The organism is Quatrionicoccus australiensis, assembly GCF_020510425.1.
Classification (GTDB): domain Bacteria; phylum Pseudomonadota; class Gammaproteobacteria; order Burkholderiales; family Rhodocyclaceae; genus Azonexus; species Azonexus australiensis_A.
Genome location: NZ_JAHBAH010000001.1, coordinates 4,070,399 through 4,084,917 on the forward strand (window position 1 = coordinate 4,070,399; position 14,519 = coordinate 4,084,917).

The 14,519-nt window shown below is 62.5% G+C and carries 13 protein-coding genes; 7 read left to right on the top strand and 6 right to left on the bottom strand.

Going from position 1 to position 14,519, the window contains the following annotated elements:
* The first annotated feature begins 27 nt into the window (after positions 1-27).
* Positions 28-2,616, top strand: a complete 2,589-nt coding sequence (locus tag KIG99_RS19450) for a chemotaxis protein CheB (protein WP_226461676.1) — start codon at positions 28-30, stop codon at positions 2,614-2,616.
* On the top strand, positions 2,606-4,762 hold the full coding sequence (locus KIG99_RS19455; RefSeq protein ID WP_226461677.1) for a PAS domain S-box protein: 2,157 nt from the start codon (positions 2,606-2,608) through the stop codon (positions 4,760-4,762). Before KIG99_RS19450 ends, KIG99_RS19455 begins: the two co-directional genes overlap by 11 nt.
* A 54-nt stretch (positions 4,763-4,816) precedes the next feature.
* Here KIG99_RS19455 and KIG99_RS19460 read toward each other — a convergent pair whose 3' ends face one another.
* From KIG99_RS19460 to KIG99_RS19475, 4 genes are all read right to left on the bottom strand, one after another.
* Positions 4,817-5,380: a lipid-binding SYLF domain-containing protein gene (locus KIG99_RS19460; protein ID WP_226461678.1), complete on the bottom strand. Its 564-nt coding sequence runs from the start codon at positions 5,378-5,380 to the stop codon at positions 4,817-4,819.
* A gap of 153 nt (positions 5,381-5,533) precedes the next feature.
* A complete protein-coding gene (locus tag KIG99_RS19465; protein ID WP_226461679.1) occupies positions 5,534-7,414 on the bottom strand; it encodes a potassium transporter Kup in 1,881 nt (626 codons plus the stop codon).
* Positions 7,415-7,424: 10 nt separating this feature from the next.
* Positions 7,425-8,117 (bottom strand): two-component system response regulator KdpE, encoded by a 693-nt coding sequence (kdpE, locus tag KIG99_RS19470; protein ID WP_226461680.1) that lies wholly within the window; start codon positions 8,115-8,117, stop codon positions 7,425-7,427.
* Entirely contained in the window at positions 8,114-9,652 is a 1,539-nt protein-coding gene (locus KIG99_RS19475) for a DUF4118 domain-containing protein (RefSeq protein WP_226461681.1), read from the bottom strand. Before KIG99_RS19475 ends, kdpE begins: the two co-directional genes overlap by 4 nt.
* 291 nt (positions 9,653-9,943) lie before the next feature.
* Here KIG99_RS19475 and KIG99_RS19480 point away from each other — a divergent pair, with 291 nt between their 5' ends.
* The 5 genes from KIG99_RS19480 to KIG99_RS19500 all read left to right on the top strand — a co-directional run bounded on the left by KIG99_RS19480 (position 9,944) and on the right by KIG99_RS19500 (position 13,961).
* On the top strand, positions 9,944-10,522 hold the full coding sequence (locus tag KIG99_RS19480; protein ID WP_226461682.1) for a hypothetical protein: 579 nt from the start codon (positions 9,944-9,946) through the stop codon (positions 10,520-10,522).
* A gap of 164 nt (positions 10,523-10,686) precedes the next feature.
* Positions 10,687-11,502 carry a beta/gamma crystallin-related protein gene (locus KIG99_RS19485; protein ID WP_226461683.1) on the top strand — a complete coding sequence of 272 codons (816 nt, stop codon included), beginning with the start codon at positions 10,687-10,689 and terminating at the stop codon, positions 11,500-11,502.
* Positions 11,503-11,585: 83 nt separating this feature from the next.
* Positions 11,586-12,050, top strand: coding sequence for a hypothetical protein (locus KIG99_RS19490; protein WP_226461684.1), 465 nt, complete (start codon positions 11,586-11,588; stop codon positions 12,048-12,050).
* Positions 12,047-13,750, top strand: coding sequence for an ABC transporter ATP-binding protein/permease (locus tag KIG99_RS19495; RefSeq protein ID WP_226461685.1), 1,704 nt, complete (start codon positions 12,047-12,049; stop codon positions 13,748-13,750). Before KIG99_RS19490 ends, KIG99_RS19495 begins: the two co-directional genes overlap by 4 nt.
* Positions 13,751-13,787: 37 nt before the next feature.
* On the top strand, positions 13,788-13,961 hold the full coding sequence (locus tag KIG99_RS19500) for a hypothetical protein (protein ID WP_226461686.1): 174 nt from the start codon (positions 13,788-13,790) through the stop codon (positions 13,959-13,961).
* On the opposite strand, the gene KIG99_RS19505 is transcribed toward KIG99_RS19500, so the two are convergent.
* Positions 13,945-14,157 (bottom strand): lipopolysaccharide assembly protein LapA domain-containing protein, encoded by a 213-nt coding sequence (locus KIG99_RS19505; protein WP_226461687.1) that lies wholly within the window; start codon positions 14,155-14,157, stop codon positions 13,945-13,947. The two genes, KIG99_RS19500 and KIG99_RS19505, sit on opposite strands and share 17 nt — an antisense overlap.
* Before the next feature lie 60 nt (positions 14,158-14,217).
* A complete protein-coding gene (locus tag KIG99_RS19510; protein ID WP_226461688.1) occupies positions 14,218-14,505 on the bottom strand; it encodes a sll1863 family stress response protein in 288 nt (95 codons plus the stop codon).
* Positions 14,506-14,519 lie beyond the last annotated feature (14 nt).

Genomic DNA, 14,519 nt, shown 5'->3' on the forward strand with positions numbered 1-14,519 from the left:
CATCAACAGGCGAGACCGGGAATACGCATGAACAAAGCAGTCAGGTCGTCGCCCGTCACCGCGACCACCTTCATCTCACCGGCAGTTGCCTCGGCGCAGCCCGGCAGTGAATTTCCCATCGTCGGTATCGGCTGCTCGGCCGGTGGTCTGGAGGCGCTCGAAGCCTTTCTCAGTCATGTGCCGGCGTCCTGCGGCATGGCTTTCGTCATCATCCAGCACCTTGATCCCACCCATAGCAGCGCGCTGGCCGAACTGCTGCAACGGGTGACGCCGATGCCGGTGGTCGAAGCCGGCGATCGCATGGCGCTGCTGCCGGACTGCGTCTATGTGATTCCGCCCAACAAGGATCTGTCGCTGCTGCACGGCGTGCTCTATCTGATCGAGCCGGTCGAGCAGCGTGGCCTGCGCCTGCCGATCGATTTCTTCCTGCGCTCGCTGGCCGACGATTGCCGGGAAAAGGCGATCGGTGTCGTGCTTTCCGGTATGGGTTCGGACGGCATGCTCGGCCTCGGCGCAATCAAGGAAAAATCGGGTCTGACCCTGGTCCAGGAACCGCAGAGCGCCAAGGCCGACAGCATGCCGAAAAGCGCGATCCGGGCCGGCGTGGCCGATATCGTGGCGCCGCCCGAAAGCCTGCCGGGGCGCATCGTCAGCTATTTGCACCGGCAGCCTTTTGCCGAACTGCCGGCGCAGGTCGAAGCGCAGGCCGATCTGCAGAGCTCTCTCGACAAGATCATCATCCTGTTGCGGCATCGCAGCGGCAACGACTTTTCGCTGTACAAGACGAGCACGCTGTATCGCCGCATCGAACGGCGCACGGCCCTGCTGCAGATCGACGGCATTGCCGGCTATGTCGCCTACCTGCGCGAGAATCCGCAGGAGCTGGACCTGCTGTTCAAGGAACTGCTGATCGGGGTCACCAATTTTTTCCGCGATCCCGCCCTCTGGGAGTTCCTTGGCACGACGGCCATTCCCGGTCTGCTCGCCGATTATCCGGATGGCCGGACGCTGCGTGCCTGGGTGCCGGCCTGTTCCAGCGGCGAAGAGGCCTATTCGCTGGCCATCCTGTTCAAGGAAGTGGTCAGGCGGCTGGTGCCGGAGCGCCATTTCTCGCTGCAGATCTACGCCACCGACCTCGATGTCGATGCGGTCGACAAGGCGCGGCGCGGCTTTTTCCCGCGCAACATCGCGGTCGACATCATGCCCGATCGCCTGGCCCGCTATTTCACCGAGGAAGATGGCGGCTACCGCGTCAACAAGGACATCCGCGAGATGGTGGTGTTTGCGCCGCACAACATCATTTCCGACCCGCCGTTCACCAAGCTCGACCTGCTGTCCTGCCGCAACCTGCTGATCTATTTCGGCCCGGAGTTGCAGAAACGGCTGCTGCCGCAGTTTCACTACGCACTGGCCCGCAACGGCATCCTGGTGCTGGGCAGTGCCGAGAGCGTCGGCGACTTCACCGACTGCTTCGCGCCCCTCGATGGCAAGGTGCGGGTCTTTCGCCGCGTCGAGCAGGTTTCGTCGCCGTCATGGTCCGGCATCTCGGCGGCGCCGCGCCCCGTCGCCAACTCGTCCGGCGAGCCCGGCCAGGCCGATTACCGCGAAAGCGTCGAGTATCTGACCGACCAGCTGATCCAGCAGAGTTATGCACCGGCGGCGGTGCTGGTCAATGCCGACGGCGACATCCTGTACATCAGCGGGCGCACCGGCAAATACCTGGAGCCGGCCGCCGGCAAGGTCAATATCAACATTCACGCGATGGCGCGTGAAGGCTTGCGCGATGCACTGACCGGCGTCATCCGCAACGCGCTGCGCCAGAGCGAGGCTATCGTCCTGAATGGCCTGGAGGTCGATAACGATGGCACGACGCAGATCGTCAATCTGACCGTGCAGGGTCTGGAAAAGCCGGATCTGCTGCGCAATCGTGTGCTGATCGTCTTCTCCGACGTCAAATCCGGTGCCGCCGGCCGCAAGCCGCGCAAAGGCCAGGCCTCGGAGCGCGAAACGACACTGCTGCAGGAACTCAACCAGACGCGCGAAGCCTTGCGCACGACGCAGGAAGAAATGCAGTCCTCGCTGGAAGAGGTCAAGTCGGCCAATGAAGAACTGCAGGCAACCAACGAGGAACTGACCACCTCGAAGGAAGAGCTGCAGTCGATGAACGAAGAGTTGCAGACGGTCAATACCGAGCAGCAGACCCGGGTCGATGAAATGACCTGGGTCCAGAACGACATGACCAACCTGCTGAACAGCACCGAAATCGCGACCATCTTTCTCGACAACGAGATGAAGCTGCGCCGCTTCACGACGCATGCGACGCACCTTTTCAAGCTGATTCCCGGCGATGTCGGGCGCGCCTTGTCCGATATCGTTTCCGATCTCGATTACCCGCAATTGCGTGACGATGCGCTGGCCGTGCTCGATACGCTGATTTTCCGGGAAAAAACCGTCTCGACCGGTGACGGCCGTTGGTTTCGCGTACGCGTCATGCCTTACCGAACGCATGAGAACATGATCAACGGAGTGGTCATCACCTTCATCGACATCACCGAGATAAAGCGCCTGGAAGGCGAGCTGAGAAAACTGAATCCGGGGGCTGATCATGGTGCATGAATGGCAGGACAGGGATGCGCTGGAGCGGCGCCGCCTGGCCGAGGCCGTCGTGGCGGAACAGCCGGCGGGGAGCATGGTGGAGGATGCTGACGGCGATCAGCCGCGCCTGTTGCATGAGTTGCGCGTCCATCAGATTGAGCTGGAAATGCAGAACGAGGAATTGCAGCAGGCACGCGCCGAGGCCGACACTGCCTGCGCACGCTATGCCGATCTTTACGACTTCTCGCCGGTCGGCTATCTGAGCCTTGACCGGGGCGGCAATATCCGCCTGTTCAACCGGGCCGGCGCCCAGCTTCTTGGCCGGGAGCGTTCACCCTTGCTCGGTCGGCGCTTTGTCGATTTTGTTGCCGCGGAGTCACGCCAGGCACTCAACGAACTGCTGGGCCGGGCATTTACCTCGTCGGGCCGGGAAAGTGGCGAGCTGGTACTGGATATCCGCGATCGGACACCGCCCCGGATTCATGTGCATGTCGAACTGCTTGCCGACAGCGCCGGGCGATCGGTACGCGCCGTTCTGATGGATGTTTCCGAACGCAAGCTGGCCGAGGCGCAGTTGCTCAAGCTCTCCCAGGTCGTCGAGCAAAGTCCGGCAAGTATCGTGATTACCAATCTCGACGCGCAGATCGAATACGTCAACCAGGCGTTTACCGAGGCGACCGGCTTCAGCCGGGAGGAAGCCATTGGCCAGAATCCGAACATCCTGCACTCAGGGAAAACGGCGCCGGAGGTGCATGCTGCGTTGTGGTCCAGCATCACCCAGGGCGAGATATGGAAAGGCGAGTTTCTCAACCGGCGCAAGGACGGCAGCGAGTACATTGAATATGCCGTCGTCACGCCGATTCGCCAGCCGGACGGGCAGATTACCCACTACGCGGCGGTCAAGGAAGACATTACCGAAAACAAGCGGCTCAGCCATGAACTGGCGCATTACCAGTTGCATCTTGAGCAACTGATTACCGAGCGCACGGCCGAGTTGATGCAGGCGAAAACCGCGGCGGAGAGCGCCAATGTCGCGAAAAGCGCTTTTCTCGCCAACATGTCGCATGAAATCCGTACGCCGCTCAACGCCATCAATGGCATGGCTCACCTGATCCGGCGCGCCGGGGTGTCGGCGGAGCAGGGCGAGCGCCTTGGCAAGCTGGAAACGGCCGGGCAGCATCTGCTCGAAACGATCAATGCGATCCTCGATCTGTCGAAAATCGAGGCCGGCAAGTTCGTTCTAGAAGAGACCGATGTCAATGTCGAGGCCATCGCCGGCAACGTGGTTTCCATTCTTTTTGATCTGGCACAGGCCAGGAACATCAGCCTGGTTGCCCAGCCCCTGTCGCTCCCCTTTGCCTTGTCGGGTGATGCCGGACGCTTGCAGCAGGCCTTGCTGAATTACGCTGCCAATGCACTCAAATTCACCGAATCCGGCAGTGTCACGCTGCGCGTCGGGCTCGACGAGGAGTCGCCCAGTGATGTTTTGCTGCGCTTCGAGGTTGAAGATACCGGCATCGGCATCGCGCCGGAAGTACTGTCCCGCCTGTTCTGCGCTTTCGAACAGGCGGACAACTCGACCACCCGCAACTATGGCGGAACCGGTCTCGGGCTGGCCATCACCCGCAAGCTGGCCGAAGCGATGGGCGGCGCAGCCGGTGTCCGCAGCACGCCCGGGGTGGGCAGCACCTTCTGGTTCACGGTACGTCTGAAAAAGGCTTCCGGACGAGCGTCGACCGGTTCGGCTGCGCCAGGCGATGCGTCGGCTGAAAACATCCTGCGCGGCGAGCATGCCGGCAGTCGGGTGCTCCTGGTCGAGGACGAGCCGATCAACCAGGAAGTGATGCTCGCGATGTTGCTCGATGCCGGTTTGACGGTCGATCTGGCCGAAAACGGACTGGAAGCGATCGCGCAGGTCGGCCAGCATGACTATGCGCTGATCCTGATGGATATGCAGATGCCAAAGATGGACGGGCTGGAAGCGACCCGCAAGATACGTCTGCTGCCCGACAGAAAGAACTTGCCGATCCTCGCGATGACCGCCAATGCCTTCGCCGAAGACAAGGAAAGCTGCTTTGCGGCCGGCATGGACGATTTCATCAGCAAACCGGTTTATCCCGAAATCCTCTATGCAACCCTGCTCAAATGGTTGCGCCAGCCGACATGAAAAAGCCCCGTCCGGAAAGAACGGGGCTGGCGGTCGGGGTGACCGGCGAAGGTTTCAGCGCTTGATGCGGCTGATCTTGGTGCCTTCGATGCTGAGGCTGGCCATCAGGCCCTGCTGGTCGAAGATGAAGGCATAGGCATCGTCCTTCAGGGTCGATGAAGAAAGGTTCTTGGCGACGCCTTCATTGACCACGACAACCGTCGGGCCGACGCCGATTTCCCAGCCCTTGGAGGCGTCGAGATACTTGACGGCCTTGTTGCTCATCAGGAAGACGACGTAGCCGTAGGATTCGGCACCGGCCTGCCAGCCCCAGGAGGCGGAGACCGAGTTGTAATAGCCGACGACCTGCGAGTCACGGTTGAGCACGCCTTCACCGTAGCTGCCGCCAAAGACCAGGCCGGCCTTGATGATTTTCGGGAAGACTAGGATGGCGCGCGCCTTTTTCGACAGGGCTTCGGCTTCCGGGTGGGTCTTGTACAAGGTCTGCAGGGCCTGGGCGGCATCTGCATTCAGGTCTTCGGCGGAGGCGGCGCTGGCCTGGTGGCTGAATGCAGCCAGCGACAGGGTGGCGGCTGCCACCAGGAGAAAACGCTGTAAAACGCGCTGGGCTTGGGTCATGGCGATATCCTTTGAGTAGTCCGATGGGCGGATGGACACATGGCGGCTTGCCGGCAGGTGACTTCCAGACGACAGACTAGGCAGGATGGCGCCGCAATACTGTTCGATGGCGCACATAGCATTGATGCCGGCAGTGCCGGCATCAAGCTCAACTCACAGAACCACTTGCGATCCCAGTTCAACCACCCGGTTCGACGGGATCTTGAAGAAGGCCGTCGCACTGCCCGCATTGCGGAACATCGCGACAAAGATCAGGGTGCGCCAGTAAGGCATGCTCGAACGCAAGGTCGGAATCAGCGTTTCGCGGCCGAGGAAGAAGGAGGTGTCCATCATGTCCAGGCTCAGTCCTGCTTCGGCCGTCAGGGCGAGCGCCGCCGGAATGTCCGGCTCGTCCTTGAAGCCGTACTGGACGACGACCTGGGCAAAGTTGTTCGGCAGGCGATGCACTTCCACCCGGTCGACCTCCGGCACAAAGGGAATATCGAAAACCTTGACGCTGAGGATGACGACCTGCTCATGCAGCACCTTGTAGTGCTTCAGGCTGTGCAGCATGGCATGCGGCACAGCTTCCGGGTCGGGCGTCATGAAGACGGCCGTACCCGGCACGCGTTCCACGTCGCATTCGCTGAGGCTGGAAAGGAAAGGGCGCAGGCCCATGGCATCGGCGGCGAGGCGTGCGCCAAGCAGTTCGCGGCCGCGCTTCCAGGTGGTGAGCAGGATGAAGACGGCGAGACCGAAGACCAGCGGGAACCAGCCGCCATCGGGAATTTTTACCGAGTTGGCGAGGAAGAAGCCGAGGTCGATGCAGATGAAGGGCAGGGCGCCGAGAACCGCACGGGCCGGGCTCCAGTTCCACAGCCGGACGGCAACGGCGATGGCGAGAATGTTGGTGATCAGCATCGTGCCGGTCACCGCGATGCCGTAGGCGGCAGCCAGCTTCGACGAGGAGCCGAACTCGACGACGAGCAGGATGATGGAAATCAGCAGCAGCCAGTTGATTGCCGGCAGGTAGATCTGCCCCATTTCGCGGTCCGAGGTGTGCTGGATCGCCAGACGCGGCGTGTAGCCGAGCTGCATGGCCTGCTGGGTGATCGAGAAGGCGCCGGAGATGACCGCCTGCGAAGCAATCACGGTGGCCACGGTGGCGAGGATGACGAGCGGATAGCGACCCCATTCCGGAGCCAGCAGGTAAAACGGGTTTTCAACGGCAGCCGGATCGGCGAGCAGCAGCGCGCCCTGGCCGAAATAGTTGATGACCAGGGCCGGCAGGACATAGCCCAGCCAGGCGTACTGGATCGGGCGGGCACCGAAATGCCCCATGTCGGCATAGAGGGCTTCGGCCCCGGTGATGCAGAGAACGACGGCACCGAGTGCGAAGAAGCCGAGAACGGAATTGCCGAGCAGGAAATTGGCGGCATAAAGCGGGTTGACCGCTGCCAGCACTGCCGGGTTTTCAATGATGGCGGCGCCACCCAGTGCGGCAATGACCGCGAACCAGATGAGCATGACCGGTCCGAACAGCGCGCCGACGCTGGCTGTTCCCTTGCGCTGGAAAATGAACAGGCCGATCAGCACGATCAGCGTGATCGGCAGGATGTAGGGCGTGAAGGCTGGCGTGATGATCTCCAGCCCCTCGACGGCGGAAAGCACCGAAATCGCCGGGGTGATGACGCCATCGCCATAGAACAGCGCGGCGCCGAACAGGCCGAGCGTGACCAGCAGCTTTTGTTGCCAGGAACCGGGCGTGCCTTTTTGCATCGCCAGCGTCATCAGCGCAATGATGCCGCCTTCGCCCTTGTTGTTGGCACGCATGATGAAGGCGACGTACTTCAGGGTGACGACAATGATCAGCGACCAGAAGAACAGCGACAGGATGCCGAGCACGTTGTCCGGCGTGATCGGTACCGGATGATGGGCGCCGCCGAAGACTTCCTTCAGCGAATAGAGCGGGCTGGTGCCGATGTCGCCGTAGACGATGCCCAGCGCAGCGAGCGTGAGCGTGGCCAGGCGCTTGTTGTCCTGTTTTTGTTGCATCCTAGTTTCCTCAGGGCTGAAAGCGGTAACCGACGCCGGTTTCCGTCAAAAAATGGGCCGGCTGGGTCGGGTCGAGTTCCAGCTTTTGCCGCAGGTGGCCGACATAGACACGCAGGTAATGGCTGCTTTCGATGTAAGACGGGCCCCAGATCTCGCGCAGCAGGTTGCGCTGGGTCAGCACCTTGCCGGGCTGGGCGAGCAGCGTGCACAGCAGGCGATACTCGATTGGCGTCAGATGCACCGGCACACCGTCCCGCGTCACCGTGCGGCGCGAAAAATCGACGGCGACATCGCCGAATTCGACCAGCGGCGACGCCGCCTCGCCGCTGCGGGCACGCCGGCGGAGCAGGGCGCGGACACGGGCGCGCAGTTCGCCGACACTGAATGGCTTGGTCAGGTAATCGTCGGCACCGGCGTCGAGCGCATCGATCTTGTCGGTTTCCTGCGAGCGGGCCGAAAGAATCAAGACCGGGACATCGGACCAGCTGCGCAGATCGCGGATCAGGTCGATGCCGTTGCCGTCGGGCAGACCGAGATCGAGAATCAGCAGGTCCGGCTTGCGGGTGCCGGCTTCGATCAGGCCCTGCGCCATGGTTTCCGCCTCCGCGACCTGGCAGCCTTCCTCTTCGACGGCGGCGCGGACAAAGCGGCGGATCTGTTTTTCGTCCTCGATGAGCAGGACCTTGGCCGGTGTCGTGTTCATGGCAGTTCTTCCTCGACAATGGGCGGGATGCCGCGCGGCAGCGTGAAGCTGACGCAGGCGCCGCCATCCGGCCGGTTCTCGGCGGCGATCCTGCCGCCATGCGCCTCGACGATCGCCTTGCAGATGGCGAGGCCAAGCCCGGTGCCGGGTTTGCCCGATTCACTGGCGCCGCGCACGAACATCTCGAACAACTCGTCGCGCTGTTGTGCGGGGAAGCCCGGGCCGCGGTCGAGTATGCCGATTTCGACGGCTTCGCCCCGAACCTGCGCCTGCAGGTCGATGGTGCTGCCGCTCGGCGCATATTTGGCGGCGTTTTCCAGCAGGTTGCACAGCACGCGTTCGATCAGTACGGCGTCGAACTCAAGCAGCGGCAGGTCGCGCGCCAGGTCGACCTTGAGCGGATGCCCGGCCAATGCGCTGCCGAGCAGCTTGATGCTGGCGCCGACGACTTCTTCGAGCGGCTGCCATTCGCGGCGCAGGGTGACCTGGCCGGCGTTCAGGCGGGCCATGTCGAGCAGGTTGCCGACCAGTCCGGCCAGGCGTTCGGCCTGTTCGTGCAGGGCCTGCGCCGTTTCGAGGGCGGTCGGCGGCAGCACCGGCTTGACCAGGAACAGCGAATCGGCGAGACCGACCAGTGCGGTCAGCGGCGTGCGCAGGTCATGCGACAGCGCCGACAGGATGGAACTGCGCAGGCGTTCGGTCAGCATCCTGACCTCGCTGGCCTGGGCGACATCGACGTAATGCAGGCGCTCGACGGCGACGGCAATCAGCGAGGCGAGCGCTTCGAGCAGTGAGGTCGTCTCGGCCGACGGTTCCGGCGAGGTTTCGGCAAAGCGTACGGCGAGCACGCCACGAATGCGCATCGAGGCGCGCAGCGGCAGGTAGAGCGGTGCGTAGCCGAGGCTGGCAATTTCGTCGCTGCGCACCAGTTGACCGCTGGTCAGCGCAACCTGGGCGAGATGCGATTCGATCAGCAGCGTATCGGGCAGGGCAATGGCCTGCAGCGCAGGTGCGCGCTCATCGGGCAACAGGATGGCCGATTGCGCGGCGAGCTGCTGAGCGAGGAAAGCCTGAACGATTTCGCCAACCTGTTCGATGGTCAGCGTGCCGGCCAATTGGCGGGCAAGCTGATAGAGGGCTTGCGTCTGTTGCTCGCGGCGTTGCGATTCCTCGGCGCGTTGGCGCAGTCCGGCGGCGAGGTGGGCGGTGATCAGAGCGGTGACCAGCATCACGGCAAAGGTCACCAGGTACTGGATATTGCTGACCGCCAGCGAGAAGCGCGGCGGTACGAAAAAGATGTCGAAGAGCAGGACGCTGAGCACCGATGCGACGATGGCGGCATTGCGGCCGAGCTTGACCGCCACCAGCAGCACGGTGAGCAGGAAGAGCATGACGATGTTGGCGAGATCGAGATAGCCGAGCAGCGGCGTCGCCAGCGCCGTCGTGCCGATGCAGGCCAACACGGTCAGGACTTGTGCCCGGAGCGGCGTGATTCTTTCCGCTTGGCTTGCCAGTAATGCGCTGTTGTTTTCCATGTCGTGCTTCCGGTGCTGGGGTGATTGCAGATTAGGCAAACCCGTATAAAAACGCTGACGATTCTCGCCGGCCTTGCGTAAAAAAGTCGTAAATATTTTGCTTCCCGGTTTTGTGCGTCAGCCCACAGACGCCGATCCAGGCGCTGCCTATGCTCGACCTATCGGAGCCAACGGTGGTGCAAGCCGTACTGCCCAATGCGCAAGGCCTGACGCGGCGCGTTCCTGGCGAAGAGAAGGGCGGGTTTGCCCGCCCTGGCATCACATTCGCAACCCATTCATCAAGGAACGACAATGAACAAACTCAATCTCAGCATGCTTGCCCTGGCGCTTGGCCTGGCTTTCAGTACCGGTGCCAGCGCCGAAAACATGAACAAGGCCGACTACAGCGCCGCCAAGGACAAGATTGGCGCCGAGTACAAGAATGCCAAGGCCGCCTGTTCGTCGATGTCCGGCAATGCCGGCGATATCTGCGATGCCGAAGCCAAGGGCAAGGAAAAGGTCGGCATGGCCGATCTCGACGCAGCCTACAAGCCGAGTGCCAAGACGCAACATGAAGCTCGCGTCGTCAAGGCTGAAGCCGATTATGCCGTCGCCAAGGAGCGTTGTGACGACAAGGCCGGCAACGTCAAGGATGTCTGCGTCAAGGAAGCCAAGGCCACTGAAACCGCCGCCAAGGCTGATGCCAAGGCCGCGATGAAGACCTCGGATGCCAATGCCACGGCCAACGAAAAGACCAGCGATGCGCGCAAGGATGCCAGCGCCGACAAGACCGATGCCAATTACGCCGTCGCCAAGGAAAAGTGCGACGCGATGGCCGGCAATGCCAAGGATCGTTGTATCGATCAGGCCAAGCTGAAGTACGGCAAGTAAGCAGTGTTTGTCCGGTGCGATTGTTCGGGCATCACCCCCGATCAGCGTGCCGGAGATCGGCCTGGCCGGCTGTTGTCTGGTCACGCAGGCAACAGCCGGCCAGGTGGCGATCTGCTGCCCGGGCCAGGCCAGCAGGCTTGCCATTTTCAGCTTCGGAGAACGTCATGAACAGCTTATTGAAATCGGCCCTGCTGCTTGCCGGTACCCTGGCCGCGACACACGCGTTCGCCCAGGTCACCTTTTACGAACGGGAAAACTTTTCCGGGCGTTCCTTTTCGCCGCAGAAGCCCCAGATCGCCAATTTCGAGCGCCAGGGTTTCAACGACCGGGCCTCGTCGGTGATCGTGCTCAGCGAGCGCTGGCAGGTCTGTGATGACGTCCGGTTCGGCGGGCGCTGCGCGGTGCTCTCGCCCGGACGTTATCGTTCGCTGGCCACGATGGGGCTCAACGACCGGGTTTCCTCGGTCCGCCGCGTTGGCCGCAACGAACGAATCGATGACGATCTGGTCATGGTCGCGCCCGATCCGGTCTACGACAACCGCCGACGTAACAACGAACGTCTCTACGAGGCCGAAGTCATTGCCGTGCGTGCCGTAGTCGGCCCGCCGGAACGGCGCTGCTGGATCGAACGTGAACAGGTGGTCGAAGAACAGAGCCGGGCCAATGTGTCGGGCGCGCTCGCCGGGGCATTGATCGGCGGCATCATTGGTCATCAGATCGGCAACGGCGGCGGTCGCGATATCGCCACGGTGGGCGGTGCCGTCGGCGGCGCCGCGATCGGTGCCAATGTCGGGAGGAGCACTGACGGCCAGCGCACGGTCGGGCGCGATGTGCAGCGCTGCGAAGAGAATGTGCGCCAGACGCAGCCGGATTACTGGGATGTCACCTACCGCTTTCGCGGCATCGAGCATCAAGTGCAGATGACCTCGCCACCGGGCCGCACGCTGAGCGTCAATCGCCGCGGCGAACCGCGCAGTTGAATCCGCAGCAACGACGACCGGGCGGCAAAAATGCCGTTTTGTATCGGTCGACCGTCGCCGCAAACCATTTTTCGGAGCAGAACATGAATACCTTGCGCAACCTTCCCCGTACTTCCCGTCCGCTTTCCCGTTCCGGCCTCTGCCTGGCCCTCGCGCTGGCGTCGACATCCGTGCTGGCGCAGGTGCCTCCGGCTGTTGCCGAAGCCAACACCCACAGTGCAGCCCAGGCCGAAACGCCCTGGCTGAGCGGTGGCATCGGCGACGAAGCACTGCTTGAAATACGCAAGGTGGCGTCCGCTTATAACGTCCATATCGTGTTCAGCAGTCGCAGCGGCAGTTATCTCGCCAGCGTTCCCTTTCGCGTCCTCGATGGCGCTGGCCGTACCGTTTATACCGGGATCAGCGACGGCCCGATTCTTTACCTGAAGTTGGCGCCGGGCGCCTATCGGGTGGCGGCTGAAATCGATGCGTTCTGGCAGGAACGCCGGATTCGCGCCAGCCGGACGGGCGCGCCGGTCAAGCTGATGTTCGTCGCCAAGGGCGAATGATCCAGTTCGACCGGCATCTGTGGCGACGCTTTCGGGTCATCGCCGCCCCGTACTGGCTGCATGATGAAAAATGGCAGGCGCGCGGCCTGCTGCTCCTGCTTGTTCTCTTGCTGCTCGGCCAGACCGGCTTTGCCGTGTTCTTCAACGAGCAGACCGGCGAATTCACGTCGGCCCTCGCGGCGCGCGACGAGGACCGCTTCTGGGCGGCGATCCGTACCTGTCTCGCGATCCTGGTCGTCGGCGTGCCGATCTACGCTTTCTACTACTACGTGCGCGACTCGCTCGGCCTTTACTGGCGGCGCTGGCTGACCCGGCACTTTCTCGGCCGTTATTTCGCCAACCGCGCCTATTACGAGCTGAACGGCAGCGCCGAGATCGACAATCCCGACCAACGCGTCGCCGAGGACATCGCCACCTTCACCCAGAAGTCGCTGCAGTTCCTGCTGGTCGTGATCGGCGCGCTGCTGCAGCTGATCGCCTTTTCCGGCGTGCTGTGGTCGATCTCGCGCGAACTGGTGGTCTTCCTGATCTTCTATGCGCTGGCCGGCACGGCAATTACCGTACTCGTCTTCGGCAAGGTGCTGATCGGGCTCAATTTTTACCAGTTGAAGCGCGAGGCGGATTTTCGTTTCAGCCTGGTGCGCATTCGCGAAAACGCCGAGGCGATCGCCTTCTATCGCGGCGAGGTGCAGGAGTCGGCGCAGGTTGGCCGGCATTTCAACGAAGCCTTCAGCAATTTCAGCAAGCTGATCCGGGTGCAGTTGAACCTCAATCTCTTTCAGTACGGCTACAGCTTCATGACCGTCATCCTGCCCAGCGCGATCATCGCCGGCCGGGTGCTTGCCGGCGAGCTCGAAGTCGGCCGGGCGATCCAGGCGGCCGGTGCCTTCGCCGCGATTCTCGGCGCCCTGACCGTGATCATCGACAACTTCGACAGCTTCAGCAAATTCGCGGCCGGTATCGACCGCCTGCACAGCTTCGCGCACTTTCTCGCCGGCCGGGGCGAGCCGCCGCCGGCAACGGCTGCCCGCATCGGCTTTGTCGACAACCCGGAACTGATCATCGAGCACCTCACCCTGCAAACGCCGAACGGCGAACGCACGCTGATTCGCGATCTGTCGCTGCGTATCGCGCCGGGGCAGGGCGTGCTCATCGTTGGCGCCAGCGGCTGCGGCAAAAGCTCCTTGCTGCGCGCCATCGCCGGCCTCTGGCACACCGGCAGCGGCCGCATCCTGCGCCCGGATTCCGATGAAATGCTCTTTCTGCCGCAGCGTCCCTACATGCTGCTGGCCAGCCTGCGCCAGCAACTGCTTTACCCGCTGCAGGCGCGGGAAATCGGCGACGAGGATCTGCTCGCCCTGCTGCAGCGGGTCAATCTGCCCAATCTGGCGGCGCATTTCGGTGGGCTCGATGCCGAGCTTGACTGGGCCAAGGTGCTATCGGTCGGTGAGCAACAGCGTGTCGCGATGGCGCGCGTGCTGCTCGCTGCGCCGCGTTACGCGATTCTCGACGAGGCGACCAGCGCCCTCGACATCGCCAATGAAGACAGTCTCTACCGCCAACTGGCGGCGAGCGGCACGACGCTGATCAGCATCGGCCATCGTCCGACCATTCTCAAGTATCACCCGCAGGTGCTCGAGCTGGTCGGTGACGGCAGCTGGCGTCTGTATGCCGCTGACGATTACCGCTTCAATGTCTAGCGGCGGCGTTCGGCCTGCATTTTCAGGAGAGAAGAGCATGAACGAAGAACTGCCGCGCCGTGGCAAGTTGTATCCGGCAAATCATCCGGGGTGCGCACATTGGGCGCCGCTTGTTCCGCCAGCGGTCGACCCTCTGGACGGGGCAAAAACCGTGACGCCGACCGAAGCGCCGGTTCGCCGGCCGCAGCCAGCGCTCAGGCGGCTGCTTTGACCCGGTGATGCTGCAGGTTGGCGTGCAGGAACCAGCCGAGCAGCACGCCGGTCACCAGGGTAAAAAAGATCAGCAGGGCGCTCGACATCGAGGTCTGCCAGACGAGAAACGAAATTTCAACGATCGCCACGTTCTGGGCGATGAAAAGCACCGCCAGGACCGAGAGGGTCAGCACCAGGATCAGTTTCAGGTTCATCAATTGCTTCTTTCGCGAAGACAGGCCGCGACCTTGCGGGGCGCGGCCTGTCCGGTGGGCTTACTTGTACTTGTCCTGGGCGGCATTGATGCCGACGCGGAAGTCGTCCCAGAGTTTGTCGGCGGTCAGTTTGAGCTGCTCCCAGGCGGCACCGGTCGACCTGCCCAATTCGTGCATTTTCTCGGAGGCGGCCTGCTGCTTCAGGCGGAGTGCCTGCAGCTCCTCAGTCCGGTGCAAGCGAAGATCGGCGGCGACGTTGCCCATCTTGGCTTCGAGCAGAACGATCTGGGCGTTCCACTCCTTGAGTTGGGCTGCCATTTTCTGCTGATAGATGTTTTCGTTTTCCACGCTCATTCCTTTTC